Origin of the sequence: Streptomyces sp. NPDC091649, from assembly GCF_044756785.1 — a bacterium.
Classification (GTDB): Bacteria; Actinomycetota; Actinomycetes; order Streptomycetales; family Streptomycetaceae; genus Streptomyces.
In genome coordinates, this window is record NZ_JBIVTR010000012.1 from 38,660 (window position 1) to 56,457 (window position 17,798).

Genomic DNA, 17,798 nt, shown 5'->3' on the forward strand with positions numbered 1-17,798 from the left:
GCAGCACCGGACTCCGACGCGGTTCGGCCCGCCCGGCGCTCGTCCGTCACGCCCCGCGGGCGCCCTGCGTCAGCCGCTTCGCCCGGGTACGCACGGCTCCTGCGGTGTGGCGCCGTCGCCGGCGGCCCTCTCCAGCAGCCCCGTACGGGCGGCGAGGGCGGCCGCCTCCAGCCGGGAGCCGACCCCGAGCTTCATCAGGACCCGCTGGACATGGGTGCGGGCGGTGCTGGGGGCGATGCCCATGCCGGCCGCGATCAGCCGGGTGCCTTCGCCCTCGGCGACCCGCACCAGCACCTCCGCCTCGCGCGGGGTGAGCAGCCGCAGCAGCCGCCGCCCCTCGTCGTCGGGCTGGGCCGCCGGGTTGAGCAGCTCGGCGAAGGCGCCCCGCAGCAGCTGCGGGGCGATGGCGCTCTCCCCCGCCCGCGCCTTCAGCATGGCCCGCTCGACGCCCTCGATCCGCTCGTCGTGCCGGACGTACCCGGCGGCCCCGGCGGCGAACGCAGCGGCGATCCCGCGCGGGCTGGGCACCGGGCCCAGCACCACCACCGCCACCTGCGGGCGCTCCCGCCCGATGCGCGTGATCGGGTCGAAGACGCCGGGGGCGGCCGGCGAGGCCGTACCGAACAGGCAGACCTCCGGGGCCCGGCCGGCCACCAAGTCCGCCGCCCCGGACGTCGGCGCGGCCGCCGCGAGCACCCGGTGCCCGCGCAGCCTCAGCGCCGAGGCGAGCGCCTCGGCCAGCAGCCGGTGATCGTCGACCACCATGAGCCGCACGCCCATCGGCCCTCACCCCCCCAGCCCCGTACGCCCGGCCCCCGGACTCCTGCCCCGGCAAGCTACACGCTCGCTCGACGGCGCGCGGCCCTTACGTGGGAGAAGCCCCTCGGAATGCCGAATCCAGCGCCGCCCGGGGCCCGTTGACCGGAAGTCGGTGGTCGCGCGGCGGGGGAGAGCGAACGGCCCCGCCGGTCAGGTGGTCGACCGGCGGGGCCTGGCGCTGCTCCGGCGAGGAGGAGCGCGGTGATCAGTCGGCGCGGTAGGCGACGACGAGGTAGACCTTCTCGTCGGGGTTGACGGTGCTGGGCTTGTGGACCGACTTGCCCGCCATGAAGAACCGGCCGTCGGAGTAGATGAGTTCGGCCGAGTCGATGGAGAACCGCTTCTCCGCCTTCCGGACGGCCTCGTCGCTCGGGTTCTCCATCAGCTGGGTCTGCTCGAAGGTCTCGCCGTCGATGGAGACGACCTGGCCGCCCTTGTCGTACGGGCCCTCCTTGTAGGCGATGACGCTGGTGCCGTCCATCCGGAGCGGGACCAGGGTGTGGCGGTCGCCCGCGTCCGCCCGGCCGCCGAGAAGCTTTCCGGTGGCGAGGTCGAAGGCGACGATCTCGTTCGTGTCGCCGTACTCGCTGGTTCCGTCGTGCCTCTCGGTCGGCAGGTAGAGCCGGTTGTTGCCGACGGCGATGTGCTTGCACTGCTCCACATCGGTGGAGCCGCAGCGTGCGGCGTACTTCTCCGCGTCGGCGGGGATGCGGACGATCAGCTTGCCGGTCGCGGCGTCGATCGAGAAGAAGTCGGAGATGCTGCTGCCGTCGCCGGCGGTGTCGCCGACGTCGGCCGCGACCACGAGCGGCTTGGTGGAGACGATGCTCGCGTAGTCGACGCCCGCGGGCATCTGGTACGAGGACAGCGGCGCGCCGGTCGTCGGGTTCAGTGCCTGCACGGTGAGCTGCCGGCTGTCGGACGTACCGCACATGCGGACCACGGCGAGGGCTTCGCCGCCCGCGTATCCGCCGTCGTAGCAGCCGTCAGCGCCGACCTTCGGCTTCCAGAGTTCGGCGCCGTCGTCCAGCTTGAAGGCCGCGCCGCCCGAGGTGCCGCCCGCGGCGACGGTGGTCCCGCTGAGCGTGACCTCGTCGAAGCGGACCGGCTTGTCACCGCCGGTGGCGGAGGTGACGCTCTTGCTCCACATGAGCTTGCCGGCGGTCATGTCGATCGCGCCGACCTGGTTGCACGACGGGTACTTGTTCTCCTTGGTCGGCTTCGACTCCTGGAAGACAATGGCCGTCTTGTAGTCCTCGCTCATGTGCCGGGACACGGAGCAGATCTCGCCGGCCAGCGGGAAGGACCAGAGCTTGGTGCCCTTGTCGCGGTCGTAGGCGGTGATCTCGGCGATCCCCGACTTCACGTACGCCTTGTCGGTGAGCCAGGAGCCCGCGACCGTGACGATGTCGGTGACCACCGGCTGCGGCAGCTGGAAGGCGACCTTGGACTTGGTGTTGGCGGGCACCTTCTCGTCGCCGCCGGCCAGACCGCCGCCCTCGCCGCCCTTGGCCTCGCCGCCGGTGGAGCCGGACGAGGACGCCTCGTCCTTGCCGTCGTCACCGCTGGTGGAGGCGTAGATGAAGCCGCCGCCGATGATCAGCACCACGGCGACGGCCGCGGCGACGATGATCTGCATCTGGGTGCTGAACTTCTTGCCGCCGCCGTCGGGCTGCGGGCCCCCGTACTGCGGCTGCATCGGCTGGGTGGGGTAGCCGTAACCCTGCTGCGGCACCCCGGGCTGGCCGGCGGGCCCCTGCGGGTACCCGTAGCCCTGCTGCGGGGCCTGGGGGTAGCCGTAGCCGTTGGGCTGCGGCGCGGGCGGGGTGGGGTAGCCGCCCGCCGGCGGGGGCGGCGGGGTGCCGTAGCCCCCTGCGGGCGCGTCGTGCGGGGCGGCGGGCGGCTGCTGCTCCGGCTTGCCGAAGGGGCCCGCGGGCGGCGGGGCCGGCTGGCCGAACCCTCCCGGCGGCGGGTCCTGCGGGGCGCCGAACCCGCCGGAGGGCGGGCCGGCGGGCGGTGCCGGGGGTGTGTTCGGCGCGCCCGGGGGCGTGTTCGGCGGCTCGTTGGGCGGCTGCTGCGGTGGCTGGGGCGGTTGGGTCATGGCGTGCGTTCCTCGGGAGACGAGTGGGGGTGGGGGCGCATCGGCCCGGAAGGGGCCGGCCGCAGTCGGAGGCCGTGGCGAGCCGTCACTTGGTGAACACCAGGATCGTCGACTGCTCCAGCTCTTCCTTGTCGTTGCTCGCGCTCACGCGCTTGCTGAAGATGTAGGAACGGCCGCCCTCGTAGAGGACCCTGGACGAGAAGAAGCCGTTCTCGATCCGGCTGGTCGACTCCGGGTGCTTGAGCAGCGCCTTGGGGGTGCCGCCGGCCGGCGGGAGGGTCATGACGGCGCCCGGGGCGTCGTACGTCGGCCGCATGTAGAGCATCAGCTCGCCGCCCTCCATGCCCAGCGGCTGCAGGACGCGCTCGGCCGGGGCGGGCTCCTCCCACTTGGGCTTTCCGGTGTTCAGGTCGAAGGCGATGACCTTGTTCGTCCGGGAGGTCCCGCTGGTGTCGTCCTTGGTCGCGATGTAGAAGGTGTCGGCGTCGGCGGCGACGCCGCCGCACCCTTCGAGCTTCGCGCCGAAGATGGAGAGCCGGCTGCCGCAGTCGTAGGTGAGGGTGTCACCCTTGGCCGGCGTGATCTGGGAGCGGAGCTTTCCGCTGTCGGTGAGCGCGGCGATGGCCCACTGCTTCTTCTCCTCGTGGGTGAAGGAGACGATGAGCGGGCTGACCGAGAAGACCTTGCCGACCTCCCAGCCGCGCTTGGGCTGGTACGTCCACTTGGCCTTGCCGGTGGCCGGGTCCAGCTCCTGGACCTGCTGCTGCGGGTTCTTCACGTCGTCGGTGCGGCAGTTGGCGGCGGCGATCAGCTTCTCGCCGCCGGCGAAGGCGAACGTCTTGCAGTTGCCCGAGGGGTTGCCGAACAGCTCCTTGCCGTCGCTGACCCGGTAGCCGTTGGAGTTGCTGGTGCGCCCGACGGTGACGGTGTCGCCGCTGATGGCCAGACCGATGTCCGACATCAGGTCCCAGGTGCCGTTCTTCTTGACCGTCTTCTTCCAGCCGGCCTTGCCGGTGTTGAGGTCGATCATCTGGAGGACGGAGCAGTTGGCCCGGTCGGTGGTGCCGTCCTTCACACCGATGACGAGCTTGCCGTCGGCGGTCGCGGTGTTGGGCGTGGCGCAGATGTCGGCGGGCAGGGGCAGGGTCCACTTCTGCTTGCCGTCGGCGACGGAGTAGCCGGAGACGCCGCGGTACATGGCCTTGACGACCAGGTCGCCGGTGAACCAGGGGCCGTCCACGGACGAGCCGTTGCGCGGCAGGTCGACGTCGTTCTTCTGGAGCCAGGCGACCTTCGCCTCGCCCGGCTTGCGCGATGCGTTGAAGTCGTCGTCCGCCTCGCGGCCGTCGCCGCTGCCGTCGCCCTCGTCGACCGTCGGCGACTCGCTGGGGGCCTTGGGGTCGGTGCTCGGCCCGGCGACGGGCTTCTTCGGCTCGTCACCGCTGTCGCTCACGATGAACCAGACGCCCGTGCCCGCCGCCAGGACGACGGCGAGCGCCGCCGCGACGACGATGCCGGTCCGGCCCTTGAGGAACCCGCCACCGCCGGAGCCCGGTCCGCCGGGGCCGGGGGCGCCGGGGTACTGCTGCGGCGGATAGCCGTGACCGGGCTGGGGCTGCTGACCGTACGGGCCGGGAACCTGCTGACCGTACGGGCCCGGGGCCTGCTGACCGTAGGGGCCGGGCTGCTGGCCGTACGGGCCGGGGGGCTGCTGACCGTAGGGGCCGGGCGCCTGGCCGGGCTGCTGCGGGTAGCCGTAGCCGGGCTGCGCCGGGGGCTGCTGCTGCGGGTAGCCGTACGCCGGGCCGCCCGGCGGAGGCGTCTGCGGAGGGCCGGCCGGGGGCTGCGGCGGCTGGTTCTGGGGCGGCGGCGGCTGCTGAGGAGCTCCGTGCGGCGGCTCCTGCGGGGCCCCGAAGCCTCCCTGCGGCGGTTGCTGGCTGGGCGGCTGGCTCATCAGCACGTCCCCCTTCGTGCGGTCCGGTGCGCGATCCGGTCTCCCCCGCGATTCCGAGAGGGTTCAATTCCCCTCGGAAAGGAGCGAATCGGGCATGGCTTCCGCGGTGTCACGACAGTCGGGCGGGGCTTCTTTGTACCACTCGCGCGCCACCGGGCAGCCGAGCGGTCCGGGCCCTGTACCCAAGGGAGAACCGCCTTGTGATGCCCTCGTTACGCCCGGCGGGAGGTGATGGCCAGTCACCTGGGGCGAGCACCGTCCGCGGCTTCGTCCCGCCGTCGTCGGCGATGCCGGCGACCTGGCCGCGCATGAGGGGAGGGTCCGCCTGCGGAGCGGACGAGCGGTGCGGGAAGAAGGCCCGCCCGGCAGACGCCGGGTGCCGCGGGACCGGCCTGCCGGCACCGGCTCGACGCCCCGGGCCCCAGCTCCCGGCCCGGGGCCTTGATGCCGTTGATGCGGCCGCCCGCCTCAGGGGGCGGGCGCGGGCCCCGCCGCCGGGCGCCGCCGAACGTACGGCCCCCGCCGCCTTGTTCCCCCACCCGCCGCGGCGGTCTCCGTCAGGCGTCCTCGGCCAGCTCCAGCCAGCGCATCTCCAGCTCGTCGCGCTCCGTGACGAGTTCGCGCAGTTCGGCGTCGAGCCCGGCGACCTTCTCGAAGTCGGTGGCGTTCTCGGCGATCTGCGCGTGCAGCTTGGTCTCGCGGGTGGAGAGCTTGTCGAGCTGCCGCTCGACCTTCTGCAACTCCTTCTTCGCGGCGCGGGACGCCTGCGAGGAGACCGCCGGGGCGGCGGCGGCCGAGGCCGAGCGGGGGGCGGCGGCGGAGGGGGTGGACTCCTCCTCCATCCTCTGCCGGCGCTCCAGGTACTCGTCGATCCCGCGCGGCAGCATCCGCAGGGCGCGGTCGCCGAGGAGCGCCATGACGCGGTCCGTCGTGCGCTCGATGAAGAACCGGTCGTGGGAGATCACGATCATCGACCCGGGCCAGCCGTCGAGGAGGTCCTCCAGCTGGGTCAGGGTCTCGATGTCGAGGTCGTTGGTGGGCTCGTCGAGGAAGAGGACGTTGGGCTCGTCCATCAGCAGCCGCAGGATCTGGAGCCGGCGGCGCTCACCGCCGGAGAGGTCGCCGACGGGCGTCCACTGCTTCTCCTTGGTGAAGCCGAACTGCTCGCAGAGCTGGCCGGCGGTCATCTCGCGGCCCTTGCCGAGGTCGACCCGGTCGCGCACCTGCTGAACGGCCTCCAGGACCCGGAGGTTCGGGTTCAGCTCGGAGACCTCCTGGGAGAGGTAGGCGAGCCTGACGGTCTTGCCGACGACGACCTTCCCGGCGGCGGGCTGCTCCTCGCCCTGGGTGCGGGCGGCCTCGGTGAGCGCGCGCAGCAGCGAGGTCTTGCCCGCGCCGTTGACGCCGACCAGGCCGATGCGGTCGCCGGGGCCGAGCTGCCAGGTGAGGTGGGTGAGAAGGGTCTTCGGCCCGGCCTGGACGGTCACGTCCTCCAGGTCGAACACGGTCTTGCCGAGGCGGGCGTTGGCGAACTTCATCAGCTCGCTGGTGTCGCGCGGCGGAGGCACGTCGGCGATCAGCTCGTTGGCGGCCTCGATGCGGTAGCGCGGCTTGGAGGTGCGTGCGGGGGCGCCGCGGCGCAGCCAGGCCAGCTCCTTGCGCATGAGGTTCTGGCGCTTGGACTCCTCGGTGGCGGCGATGCGTTCCCGCTCGGCGCGGGCGAACACGTAGTCGCTGTAGCCGCCCTCGTACTCGTGGACGGAGCCGCGCTGGACGTCCCACATGCGGGTGCAGACCTGGTCGAGGAACCACCGGTCGTGGGTGACGCAGACGAGGGCGGAGCGCCGGGTCCGCAGGTGGCCCGCCAGCCAGGAGATGCCCTCGACGTCGAGGTGGTTGGTGGGCTCGTCGAGGACGATCAGGTCCTGCTCGTCGATGAGGAGCTTGGCCAGCGCGATACGGCGGCGCTCGCCGCCGGAGAGCGGGGCGATCACGGTGTCGAGGCCGTGCTCGAAGCCCGGCAGGGCGAGGCCGCCGAAGAGTCCGGTGAGCACGTCGCGGATCTTGGCGCTGCCCGCCCACTCGTGGTCGGCCAGGTCGCCGATGACCTCCTGGCGGATGGTCTTCGCCGGGTCCAGGGAATCGTGCTGGGTGAGGACGCCGAGGCGCAGTCCGCCGTTGTGGGTGACGCGGCCGGAGTCGGCGTCCTCCAGTTTCGCGAGCATCCGGATGAGGGTGGTCTTGCCGTCGCCGTTGCGGCCCACGACACCGATCCGGTCGCCCTCGGACACCCCGAGGGATACACCGTCGAGCAGGGCACGGGTGCCGTACACCTTGCTGACCTGCTCGACATTGACCAGATTGACGGCCATTTCACTCCTGCCTAGGGGGTTGATCGACCTTCCCAGGGTACGGCGCGGCGGCGGGGGCGAGGTGTGCGGTCTCACCAGCGTGCAGGTGGCTGCGGTACGGAAACCGTACATACCTGGGAGGCGATCATGCGGACCATGACCTACACCGAGTCCCGCGCCGAATACGCCGAGACCCTGAGCGCGGTCGTGGACGACCGTGAGGAATTCGTGGTCACGCGCGCCGGCCACGAGCCGGTGGTGATAGTGGCGCTCGATGAGTACGAGTCCCTGAAGGAGACGGCGTACCAGCTCCGGAGCCCGGAGAACGCGCGTCGGCTGCTGGCTTCGATCGACCGCCTGGAGAGCGGTGGCGGCTCGGTACGGGAGCTCGCGGAGTGAAGTTCGTGTGGGATCAGTCGTCGTGGGACGACTACGTCTGGTGGCAGAACCAGGACCGCAAGATCCTCAAGAGGATCAACACACTGCTCCAGGACATCGCCAGGAACGGCGACGAGGGAATGGGCAAGCCGGAACCTCTGAAGCACGGCTTTCACGGGTACTGGTTCCGCCGCATCACCGACGAGCACCGGCTCATCTACAAGGTGGTCGACGACGAGGTCCGCGTCGCCGCCTGCCGCTACCACTACGGTCGCTGACACCCGGCCCGCCGGGCGCCCTTCCCGGCCCGCTCCACCAGCAGCCAGCCGCCCAGGGTCATCGCGACGGCGGCCGGGGCGCTGACCGGGATGGCGATCAACAGGGCCGTACGGCCGTCCAGCAGGCCGCCGAAGCCGACCATGGACAGGCCCAGCACGCCGAGCAGGCAGAGGGTCGCGCCGAGCGCCGCGAGGGGGCCCGCGCCCGGTGTCCCGGCGGCCCCGGGTGTACCGGAGGCCGCCGTGCCCGGGCGCTCGAAGGTGCGGAAGGCGGCGACGAGCCCGGCGGTGAGGGCCGCCGCGAGCGCGAGCCGCGGCGGGACCTGCGCCCACCAGGCGGCCGACGCCGGTTCGGGCAGCGGGACGTCGAGGGCGAGCATCGCCCCGTACACCCCGAACATCGCCGTGAGGTGCCAGAGGAACGCGGTCATCGCCACCCCGTTCGCCGCCACCACGGTGCGCCAGACCCGGGGGCGCTCAAGCAGGCGGGCGGCCGGGGCGCGGAGCAGTTCGACCGCGCCGACGAGCCAGAGGCCGTGGCAGAGCAGGGCGAGGGTGGGCGGGGCCATGTTGCTGACCCTCTCGCCCGGCATCCCGACCATGGACAGCGGGTACGGGCCGGTCGCCACCAGCGCGCAGGCGGCGACCAGGCCGGCCCCGGCGAGGTGGGCGGGGCGGCGGATACGGCCGTCGGCACGCAGGAAGCCGAGTTGGTGGACGGCCAGCCAGACGAACGCGAAGTTGAGGAACTCGACGTACGGCACTCCGGCCGCGAAGCGCAGCACGTCCACGGCGGCTGCCGCCCCGGCCAGCCCGGCGAAGGTCCCCCAGCCGTACCGCTCGTGCAGCCTCAGCAGCGGCGGGGTGAACGCGACCATCGCCAGGTAGATCCCGATGAACCACAGCGGCTGGGTCACCATGCGCAGGGTGACCCCGGTCAGTCCGCCTCCCCCGCCGAGGAGCTGGACCAGCAGCGCCGCCGCGCCCCACACCAGGACGAAGACCATCGTCGGGCGCAGCAGCCGCTGGAGCCGGGCGCGCAGGAAGGCGGAGTAGACGGAGCCCTCGGAACCCCCGGGCCCCTCGGAACCCCCGGGCCTCTCCAGACACCCGGGGCCGGTGCGCTTCCGGAGCAGGGAGCGGTAGGACAGCGCGTGGGAGAAGCCGCCGACGAAGAAGAACACCGGCATGACCTGGAGCAGCCAGGTCAGTGGCTGGAGCGCCGGGACGACGGCGAGCAGGTTGCCGACCCCGTCCGGGGTGACGGCGGCCATCAGCCAGTGGCCGAGCACGACCGCGCCGAGCGAGGCGACCCGCAGGAGGTCGACGTAGCGGTCCCGGGTGGCGGGCGTCGCCCCGGCCAGTTCACGAACACCTGATCCCATGTCCATACGGTCGTGGCAGGCGGGTGTGGGGCGGCAGGGCGCGGGTACTCAATTCGGCATCTGAGTACCGGGCCGGCGCGGGGGGAGGTCCTTGCCGTGGAGCAGATCCGGTCGGGCCGCCGTGCGACGAGCGGAGAGAGGTCCGAGAGCCGCTGCCCGCGGGGCGGCGTACACGCTCGCCCTCCTTCACCGGAGAAGCCCGGCCCGCCGTACGGCCTGTCACGTCGCTCGCCGTTCCCGAGAGACCGGAGTACGAACACTGTGCGGACTCTTCGCCACCTCGCCCCCGTCATCCTTCTCGGCGGGCTCGTCCTGGCCGGATGCTCGGGCGGGTCACAGACCGACGGCACCGCCCCGGTGACGCCGACCGCCGCTACGGACACGGCCTCGGCCGCTCCGCCGGCCACGACCACCCCCACATCCACCCCCACAGCCATCCCCACGGCCATCCCCACGGCCACCGTGAGCGCCACTCCTGACCGGGTCATGCCCGCCCTGCACGGCCGGACCTACGAGGAGGCGCGGGCGGAGTTCACCCGCCGGGGCCTGTCCGCCGCGCGTCTGACAACCGCTGCCCAGCACAAGGACGTCACCCTCTCCCGGGACCACGACGCCTGGTACGTGTGCGCATCGAGCCCCCGGCCCGGGGCGCCGCTCTCGGCCGCCACCACGGTCACCGTCAAGCTCGCGAAGGACTTCAGCGACTGCACGACCAGCTTCCACGGCTACCTCCACCAGGAGAACGACCCGGCGTACACCCCGCCCCCGGCCGGCGGCTGACTCCGCCGCCCTCTCCCCCCGGGGCCACCGGGGGGAGAGGGCGGTTCCGGGCCGGCCCGGAGTGTCAGGGCGTCACGACGCACGCCCCCGGGGCGGGCGACACCGCCACGCGCGCCTCGCGGCACGTTCCGGACGCCGTCAGCATCTCGGCGACCTTCCGGCCCGTCTCCTCGTCCGGCACCAGGAACGCCGTCGTCGGCCCGGATCCGGAGACCAGGGCGGCCAGCGCCCCCGCCTCCGTGCCCGCGGCCAGGGTGTCCGCGAGGGAGGGGCGCAGGGAGAGGGCGGCGGGCTGGAGGTCGTTGCTCAGGGCCTGCGCGAGCGCGCCGGGGTCGCCGGAGCGCAGGGCGGCGAGAAGAGCGGGGGACGCGGCCGGTTCCGGGACCTCTACGCCGGCCGCGAGCCGGTCGAACTCCCCGTACACGGCGGGCGTGGAGAGGCCGCCGTCCGCCACGGCGAAGACCCAGTGGAAGGTCCCGCCCACCTCGATCGGCGTCAGCCGCTCACCGCGTCCGGTGCCGAGCGCGGCCCCGCCGACCAGGCTGAACGGCACGTCGCTGCCCAGCTCGGCGCAGAGGGCGAGGAGTTCGTCGCGGCCGGCGCCGGTTCCCCACAGGGCATCGCAGGCGACCAGGGCGGCGGCCCCGTCGGCGCTGCCGCCCGCCATGCCGCCCGCGACCGGGATGTCCTTGGCGATGTGCAGGTGGACGGCGGGTGCGACGCCGTACCGCTCGGCCAGCGCGAGAGCGGCGCGGGCGGCGAGGTTGGTCGTGTCCAGCGGGACCTGGGAGGCGTCCGGGCCCGAGCAGGTGACGCGCAGCTCGTCGGCCGGGGTCGCGGTGACCTCGTCGTACAGGCCGACGGCGAGGAAGACGTTGGCCAGGCCGTGGAAGCCGTCCGGGCGGGCGGCGCCCACGGCGAGCTGGACGTTGACCTTGGCGGGGACGCGGACGGTGACTGCCCTGCCCACAGGATTCACAGGGCTGCCTCCGGCTTGTTCTCCGCGATCGCCGCGAACTCCTCAACCGTCAGCGCCTCGCCGCGCGCCTGCGGGGAGATCCCGGCGGCGACGAGCGCGGCCTCGGCGGCGGGCGCGGACCCGGCCCAGCCGGACAGGGCGGCCCGCAGCGTCTTGCGGCGCTGGGCGAAGGCCGCGTCCACGACCGCGAAGACCTCGGCGCGGCTCGCGGTGGTGGCGATGGGCTCGGTGCGGCGGACGAGGGAGACGAGCCCGGAGTCGACGTTGGGCGCGGGCCAGAAGACGGTGCGGCCGATGGACCCGGCGCGCTTGACGTCCGCGTACCAGTTGGCCTTCACCGAGGGCACGCCGTAGACCTTGTTGCCCGGGCGGGCGGCCAGCCGGTCGGCCACCTCGGCCTGGACCATGACGAGGGTCCGTTCGATGCTGGGGAAGCGCTCCAGCATGGTGAGCAGGACCGGGACGGCCACGTTGTACGGGAGGTTCGCCACCAGCGCGGTCGGGGCGGGACCCGGCAGTTCCTCGACCAGCATCGCGTCGGAGTGGACCAGGGCGAAGCGGTCGGCCCGCTCCGGCATCCGGGCGTTCACCGTGGCGGGCAGCGCGGCGGCGAGCACGTCGTCGATCTCGACCGCGACGACGCGGTCCGCCGCCTCCAGGAGGGCCAGGGTCAGCGAGCCGAGCCCGGGGCCGACCTCGACGACGGTGTCGTCCGGGCGGACCTCGGCCGTGCGCACGATGCGGCGGACGGTGTTGGCGTCGATGACGAAGTTCTGACCGCGCTGCTTGGTGGGGCGGACCCCCAGCTTGGCGGCCAGGTCGCGGATGTCTGCGGGGCCCAGGAGGGCGTCGGGCTCTGTGCTGCTCACCCGGTAAGCCTACGGCCCGCCGCTCCTCGCCCCCCGCCGCGCGGACGTCCGCCCGGGCGTCGGGCGCACCCGTGGCCGTCGCCGGCGGTCAGAAGTCGAACGCCCGCGCCGTGTTGTCGTAGACGGCGGCGGCCAGCACGTCCTCGTCCAGGCCCTTCACCTCGGCCATGGCGCGGAGGGTGACCGGGACGAGGTAGGGCGCGTTCGGCCGTCCCCGGTACGGGGCGGGGGTGAGGAAGGGGGCGTCCGTCTCGACGAGGACCAGCTCGGTCGGGGCGACGGCCAGCGCGTCGCGCAGCGGCTGGGCGTTCTTGAAGGTCACGTTGCCCGCGAAGGACATGAAGTATCCGGCCCGCGCGCAGATCCTCGCCATGTCGGTGTCGCCGGAGTAGCAGTGGAACACGGTCCGCTCGGGAGCGCCCGCGTCGAGCAGTACCCGCAGTACGTCCGCGTGCGCGTCGCGGTCGTGGATGACCAGGGCCTTGCCGTGCCGCTTGGCGATCTCGATGTGCGCCCGGAACGACTCCTCCTGGGCGGCGACGCCCTCGGGGCCGGTGCGGAAGAAGTCCAGGCCCGTCTCGCCGACCCCGCGCACATGGCCGAGGGCGGCCAGCGCGTCGATCTCCGCCAGCGCGTCGTCCAGCGCCGCCTTGCCGCCGGGCTCCCGCGCGCCCCGCCGGGCGGTGCCGTCGGCGCCCTCGACATGCCCGTGGACGATGCGCGGGGCCTCGTTGGGGTGCAGGGCGACCGAGGCGTGGACGGCCGGGTGGGTCGCGGCGGTGTCGGCGGCCCAGCGGGAGCCGGCCACATCGCAGCCCACCTGGACGACGGTGGTCACGTTCACCGCGGCGGCCCGGGCGAGGGCCTCCTCGACGGTGGCGTCCTGCATGTCCAGGTGGGTGTGGGAGTCGGCGACCGGAACCCGCAGAGGTTCGGGCAGCGGCGGGGCTTCGGTACGGCTCATGCCGACGATCGTACGAGGCCGCCCGCCCTCGTTCACCGTCGGCGGTGCCCGGGCGGTCCGTCGTCCCGGGACAGGAGGGGAGGCCCGCCCCGCGCGATCGGGGGCGCCCGGCGGGCTGCCCGTCTCACCCGCGGTGGAAGAGGTCGGACAGCCGCCTGTGGCGGGCCGGTGCGGCCGCGGTCGGCACCGTCCGGTCCTTCGCGACGGTCTCCGCGGCAGGCGGGGTCCGCGACTTCCGCAGCAGCTCCTGGACACCGGCGACCCGCCCCGCCCGCATGATGCGCACCACATGTCCGCCGCAGTTGGCGCAGGTGGGCGTGGAGAGCGGGGACGGCACGCGCCGTCCGTCCGCCGTGTAGACGACGAACGGGTGGCCGTGGACGTCGACGTGGTGCTCTATCTCGTAGGACTGCTCCCAGCCGTACCCGCACTTCATGCACGCGAAGGCGTACGCCTCGTGAACCGTGGTCGCTGCGATCTCGCTCATGCCTGCTCCTCCTGGCCGCCGGTCACGTGCTCCGGGGACGGCCCGGCCCGTCCGAGGGGTTTCGAACAGGTGGCCCGTCCCTTCCAGTGGACACCTGCACCCGTAGGGACGCACCAGCTCAGAGCCATTGTTGATGCGTTCTTGGCCTCCTTTTGCCGCACTTTGCCGACGCGTGGCGCGGGACAGGGCTGCCGCAGGACAGCGCGTGACCGCAGGGCCACCGAGCGCCCCGTGCGCGCCGTACGGCGATCGTGAACGCGCCCGCGCACTACCCCCGGCCGACCCCACTCCCTTCCCTGTGTTCTCCGGCTTTTCCCCCTCCCGCACTCCATGAATTCATCATTCAATTGAATGCGGGATTTCCCCGGATGTCGCACGCCGATTTGCGGCGCCCCCATTTCTCCTTTTCACTCATTACGTCCACCCCATTTCCCACAGGACGGGGAACAACCCATGTTCACCACGGACACCACTGCCACCGACGTCGAGCTCGACCTCGACACGGCTCTCAACCCGGGCGAGGTCGAAGGTCTGTACCGCGACTCCCGCGAATGCGCCTATCTCGCGCTTCTCGCGGGCGGCGGCGCCCTGCTGCTCTCGCCTCCGACCCCGCGCCCGAAGAAGGGCTAGTCGCCGGAACATGGACCAGACACATGCTCCGTCGCCCCTGGCGGGCGCCGTGCATGACCTGGCAACAGAGGTGGTCCTCGCTCTTCGGAGCGGGGACCACCTCGCCACGGTGTGCGGCGCGGCGGGAATCGACGAGGAGAATCGGACCGGAATCGCGGCGGCCCGGGTCATCGGGGCCGACCTGCTGCTGCCCAGCGTTCTGTACGGACGTCATCCGCACCCGGGCGACGTCGCCGTGCTCGACCGGGCGGCACGGGAGTTCCCGCCCAAGCCGGACGCCCCGGCCGCCACGGCCTGGAGCCACTGGCACATGATCTCCACGCTCCGCCGGATGGCGCCCCCGAACCCCGGCGCCGCCGAGGTGCGCGGCGCACCCGTGACCCACGCGGAGCCGGACGCCGCCTGGCTGGAGGAGGCCCCCTGGCAGGCGTTCACCCACCAGCTCTCGGTCCTGGCCCCGCTCGCCGTCCCGGCCGCCCCCTCGGCCGTGCGGCGGGCCGCGGCGGACCGGGCCGTCGACCTCGCGCGCGGCTTCGTCCGCGCGGTCCGGCGGCGCGACTGGCTCCAGGCGGCGGGCGCGGGGCGCTGGCTCGCGGCCATCGGCGGCGAACCGGCGACGCTGGGACTGGAGCGCGGTCTGGACTTCACCGAGCTGATGGGCGGCCACGATCCCCGGGTCGCCCTCCATGTGCGGGCCGCCCGGCTGATGGCCGAGGCGAGGGCACAGTGACGACGACCGCGACCCAGGGCCCGCCGGAGCACCCGGCCCGGGCCCCCCGGGGGCACTCCTCCCCCGGCGCCGCGCTCGCCGTCCTCCCCGGCGTCCTGCGCGAAGCCCTCGCCTGGACCGACGCGCACCGGGCGCACTTCACGCTCCCCGACGACGTTCTGGAACCCCACACCCAGGTCAACGCCACGCTCAAACCGCTCGGCGAACTGGCCCAGCTCGGCTCCACGATCCGCCGCGCCACCGCCCCCGGCACCCCGGAACACGAGCTGGCCGGGGGCCTCGTCGCGTACGCCTGGGAGCAGGTGGGGGCGGGCGAGCTGCTTCTGGAGCTGCTGCGAGCGGAGCCGTTCGCCGCGTACCCGTACGAGATCTACGCCGCCTTCGCCGGGTACGGGCTGCGCCACGAGGGCTTCGAGGCCCTCGCCCGCCCGCTCACCGCGACCCGCGCCTGGGCCCACACCGAGCAGCACGCCAACCGGCAGCTGGGGCTGGTCAACTCCGAGCGGCGGGTCGGAGCGGTGGGCCACACCGACGCGGGCGCGGTCCTGTCCCGGACCTGGCTGGGCGGGCTGTCGGAGCCGTGGATGTTCGAGGGCCCCTCCGGCTACGCGCTGACCCACACCGTCTTCCACCTCACCGACTGGGGCCGGATGCCCGACCGGGTCCCCGGGAAGATCGACGGCTATCTGCGGACCTGGCTGCCCGCGTGGGCCGACGGCTGTCTGGAGAGCGGCCAGTGGGACCTCACCGGCGAACTCCTCGCGGTCGCCGCCTCCCTCCCGGGCCCACCGCCGGAACCGCTGCTGGACGCGGTCTGGCCGGTACTCGCCGACTTACAGCACCCGAGCGGCTGCGTCCCCGAGACCGGCCCGCCGGTGCGGGACGCCGCGACGCCGGACCCGTACCCGTTCATCGACTGCTACCACTCCACGCTCGTGACGGCCTTCGCCGCGGCTCTGGCCCTGCGGTCGCTGCGCCGGGCCGGCGAGGCCGTGCCCGGCCGGGAAAGGCGGACCGCATGAGCAGCGGCATCCAGCAGATCCACGACGTGGGGGCGAAGGCCCTGGGCTGGCTGTACGAACACCGGGAGGGCTTCCGGCTGGAGGCCGACCCGTCCCCGGAGGCGGGGATGCTGGACCGTTTCAAGCCGCTGGGCGAGCTGGCACTGATCGGGAAGGTCATCTTCCGCGAGGGGGTGGCCGGCTCGGAGCAGTCCTCCCTGGCCCACAAGCTCCTGGACCACGCCTGGCACGAGCTCCTGGGCTCGGGCACACGGCTGCTGGAGGGCCAGCGGCGCGAACCGCTCTCGCCCGTGCCGCTGGAGGTCTACGTCCCCTTCCGGGAGCTGGGCTACCGGCAGCCGGACCTGGAGTCCGCGATCCGCCTCAACCACCGGCTGACCAGCTGGGCGGCGCTGGAGGTGCTGCCGGTGCGGCGGCTGGGGCTGAGCGCGATCGAGCGCCGGTTCGGGGTGGAGCCGAGCGTCCCGGAGACGGCGGCGCTGGCCCACACCTGGCTGGCGCGGCGGCCCGAGCCGTGGACGGTCGAGGGCCACATCGGCTACGACATCACGCACACGGTCTTCCACCTCACCGACTGGGGCGAGAAGCCGGCCGGGCTGCCCGCCGACATCGCGGAGTACCTGGCGCTGTGGCTGCCGGTCTGGCTGGACGACTGGCTGGACCTGAAGCGCTGGGACCTGCTGGGCGAGCTGCTGGTGGTCGACGCCTGCCTGCCCGGACCGACCCTGGACCCGGCGGCCTGGCAGGGCTTCGCCCAGGCCCAGCAGCCGGACGGGGCGATGCCGGTGGTCGGCGGGATGCCCGAGGGCGACGAGGAGTCGGTGTTCGACCTCGTCTACCACCCGACGCTGGTCGCCGCCTTCGCCTCGGCGCTCGCCATGTCCCGCGCCCTGTCCGGCCTCAGCGCCGCCGCGGCCCCGGCGTGACCGACACGACGACGGCCCCGGCGACCGCCACCGGCGAGGGCCCGGCAGACGCACGCCTCCTCGCCGCGGCGGCCAGGGCGGTCGACGCGCCGGACCTGGTGCTCGCGGTCAGCCGGAGGGGGGCGCGCACGGTCCACGCCGGCGGGTCCGCGGAGCCGGGGCCGGTGGGCCGGGAGCGGCTGGTGTACGAGCTGGGCTCGGCGTCGAAGCCGTTCGCGGGGCTGCTGCTGGCCCGGCTGGTGGCCCAGGGCCGGGTGCGCTACACGGACCGGGCGGCGGATCTGCTGGCCCCGGGCCTCCCGGTGCACCCGGCGGTCCGCCGCATCACCCTGCGCCATCTGCTCACCCACACCTCGGGGCTGCCGGGCCTGCCCGCCGACTTCTACCCGCAGGCGGTGCCGCGCTGGTCCACCGACCCGTACGGCGGCTACCCGGCCGACCGGGTGGTCCGCGCCTTCCTGCGGGCCCGCCCGCGCCACCGGCCCGGGACCCGCTGGCACTACTCGAACTTCGCCGTCTCGGTCCTCGGCCACACCCTGGCGGCGGCCACCGGGACCCCGTGGGAGGTCCTGCTGCACCAACAGGTGCTGGCCCCGCTGCACCTGGACGCGACCCGGATGCGCCCGGGGCCGGCGGGCACGGAGGCGGTGGGCCACCGCCGCGACGGCACGCCGGTGCCCGCGCTGGACACCGGGGGGTTCACGGCGGCGGGCGCGGTCCGGGCGTCCCCGCTCGACCTGCTGACGTTCCTGGAGGCGCATACGGGCGGGCCGGGGGACGCCGGGCCGCCGGTGGACCCGACGCTCGCCGCCGCGCTGGCGGAGGTGGCCCGCCCCGTGCTGCGGCGCGGCTGGCGGCACGCGCACACCCACACCCTCACGTGGTTCCGCCACCCGTCCCCGTACGGCCCGGTCCTCTTCCACGCGGGAGCGACCCTGGGCCAGCAGGCGTTCCTGGGCTTCCGCCCGGACACGGGCCTGGCGGTGGCGGCGACGGCGACGCGGCGGGTGCACCGGACGGACACGTTCGTGGCGACGGCGTACGCCCTGCTGACGGAGACGCCGTAGGCGTCAGGGCTTCGGCAGAGCCGCCTTCTCGGCGTTCTCCTCCACGGACTTCTCCACGGACTTCTCCACGGACTTCTC

17 protein-coding genes are annotated in these 17,798 nt (G+C 73.6%); 8 read left to right on the forward strand and 9 right to left on the reverse strand.

The features are described from left to right. Positions 1–69 precede the first annotated feature (69 nt). The 4 genes from ACIQMU_RS20730 to ACIQMU_RS20745 all read right to left on the reverse strand — a co-directional run bounded on the left by ACIQMU_RS20730 (position 70) and on the right by ACIQMU_RS20745 (position 7,246). Complete coding sequence (locus ACIQMU_RS20730; protein WP_352240002.1) at positions 70–780, reverse strand: LuxR C-terminal-related transcriptional regulator; 711 nt, start codon at positions 778–780, stop codon at positions 70–72. Positions 781–1,024: 244 nt separating this feature from the next. After that, the gene (locus tag ACIQMU_RS20735) at positions 1,025–2,920 is read right to left on the reverse strand and encodes a PQQ-binding-like beta-propeller repeat protein (protein ID WP_402689402.1); all 1,896 of its coding nucleotides are present in this window, start codon (positions 2,918–2,920) and stop codon (positions 1,025–1,027) included. A gap of 85 nt (positions 2,921–3,005) precedes the next feature. Continuing rightward, a complete protein-coding gene (locus ACIQMU_RS20740) occupies positions 3,006–4,874 on the reverse strand; it encodes a PQQ-binding-like beta-propeller repeat protein (protein WP_402689403.1) in 1,869 nt (622 codons plus the stop codon). Between the two features lie 557 nt (positions 4,875–5,431). Beyond that, positions 5,432–7,246 (reverse strand): ABC-F family ATP-binding cassette domain-containing protein, encoded by a 1,815-nt coding sequence (locus ACIQMU_RS20745; RefSeq protein ID WP_352240005.1) that lies wholly within the window; start codon positions 7,244–7,246, stop codon positions 5,432–5,434. Positions 7,247–7,372: 126 nt separating this feature from the next. Here ACIQMU_RS20745 and ACIQMU_RS20750 point away from each other — a divergent pair, with 126 nt between their 5' ends. Further along, positions 7,373–7,624, forward strand: a complete 252-nt coding sequence (locus ACIQMU_RS20750; protein WP_402689404.1) for a type II toxin-antitoxin system Phd/YefM family antitoxin — start codon at positions 7,373–7,375, stop codon at positions 7,622–7,624. Continuing rightward, positions 7,621–7,881: a Txe/YoeB family addiction module toxin gene (locus ACIQMU_RS20755; protein ID WP_352240007.1), complete on the forward strand. Its 261-nt coding sequence runs from the start codon at positions 7,621–7,623 to the stop codon at positions 7,879–7,881. Before ACIQMU_RS20750 ends, ACIQMU_RS20755 begins: the two co-directional genes overlap by 4 nt. Here the strand turns inward: ACIQMU_RS20755 and ACIQMU_RS20760 are convergent. Then, a complete protein-coding gene (locus tag ACIQMU_RS20760) occupies positions 7,869–9,266 on the reverse strand; it encodes an acyltransferase (protein ID WP_402689405.1) in 1,398 nt (465 codons plus the stop codon). The genes ACIQMU_RS20755 and ACIQMU_RS20760 overlap by 13 nt on opposite strands. Positions 9,267–9,527: 261 nt before the next feature. Between ACIQMU_RS20760 and ACIQMU_RS20765 the strand changes: the two genes are divergently transcribed. Further along, complete coding sequence (locus ACIQMU_RS20765; protein WP_402689406.1) at positions 9,528–10,046, forward strand: PASTA domain-containing protein; 519 nt, start codon at positions 9,528–9,530, stop codon at positions 10,044–10,046. 64 nt (positions 10,047–10,110) lie between these two features. Here ACIQMU_RS20765 and ACIQMU_RS20770 read toward each other — a convergent pair whose 3' ends face one another. The 4 genes from ACIQMU_RS20770 to ACIQMU_RS20785 all read right to left on the reverse strand — a co-directional run bounded on the left by ACIQMU_RS20770 (position 10,111) and on the right by ACIQMU_RS20785 (position 13,345). Next, the gene (locus ACIQMU_RS20770; protein WP_402689407.1) at positions 10,111–11,016 is read right to left on the reverse strand and encodes a 4-(cytidine 5'-diphospho)-2-C-methyl-D-erythritol kinase; all 906 of its coding nucleotides are present in this window, start codon (positions 11,014–11,016) and stop codon (positions 10,111–10,113) included. Positions 11,017–11,021: 5 nt separating this feature from the next. Further along, positions 11,022–11,894, reverse strand: coding sequence for a 16S rRNA (adenine(1518)-N(6)/adenine(1519)-N(6))-dimethyltransferase RsmA (gene rsmA / locus ACIQMU_RS20775; protein ID WP_352240011.1), 873 nt, complete (start codon positions 11,892–11,894; stop codon positions 11,022–11,024). 88 nt (positions 11,895–11,982) lie between these two features. After that, a complete protein-coding gene (locus tag ACIQMU_RS20780; protein ID WP_402689408.1) occupies positions 11,983–12,858 on the reverse strand; it encodes a TatD family hydrolase in 876 nt (291 codons plus the stop codon). A gap of 124 nt (positions 12,859–12,982) precedes the next feature. Continuing rightward, positions 12,983–13,345 (reverse strand): hypothetical protein, encoded by a 363-nt coding sequence (locus tag ACIQMU_RS20785; protein ID WP_352240013.1) that lies wholly within the window; start codon positions 13,343–13,345, stop codon positions 12,983–12,985. Between the two features lie 453 nt (positions 13,346–13,798). Here ACIQMU_RS20785 and ACIQMU_RS20790 point away from each other — a divergent pair, with 453 nt between their 5' ends. Genes ACIQMU_RS20790 through ACIQMU_RS20810 form a run of 5 tightly spaced genes read left to right on the forward strand, consistent with a single transcriptional unit; the run spans position 13,799 to position 17,720 of the window. Then, a complete protein-coding gene (locus ACIQMU_RS20790) occupies positions 13,799–13,975 on the forward strand; it encodes a hypothetical protein (RefSeq protein ID WP_352240014.1) in 177 nt (58 codons plus the stop codon). A gap of 10 nt (positions 13,976–13,985) precedes the next feature. Continuing rightward, the gene (locus ACIQMU_RS20795) at positions 13,986–14,705 is read left to right on the forward strand and encodes a hypothetical protein (protein ID WP_402689409.1); all 720 of its coding nucleotides are present in this window, start codon (positions 13,986–13,988) and stop codon (positions 14,703–14,705) included. Then, on the forward strand, positions 14,702–15,727 hold the full coding sequence (locus tag ACIQMU_RS20800) for a DUF6895 family protein (RefSeq protein WP_402689410.1): 1,026 nt from the start codon (positions 14,702–14,704) through the stop codon (positions 15,725–15,727). Before ACIQMU_RS20795 ends, ACIQMU_RS20800 begins: the two co-directional genes overlap by 4 nt. After that, the gene (locus ACIQMU_RS20805) at positions 15,724–16,653 is read left to right on the forward strand and encodes a DUF6895 family protein (protein ID WP_402689411.1); all 930 of its coding nucleotides are present in this window, start codon (positions 15,724–15,726) and stop codon (positions 16,651–16,653) included. Before ACIQMU_RS20800 ends, ACIQMU_RS20805 begins: the two co-directional genes overlap by 4 nt. Then, complete coding sequence (locus ACIQMU_RS20810) at positions 16,650–17,720, forward strand: serine hydrolase domain-containing protein (protein WP_402689412.1); 1,071 nt, start codon at positions 16,650–16,652, stop codon at positions 17,718–17,720. The genes ACIQMU_RS20805 and ACIQMU_RS20810 overlap by 4 nt, the downstream gene beginning before the upstream one ends. The last annotated feature ends 78 nt before the right edge of the window (positions 17,721–17,798 follow it).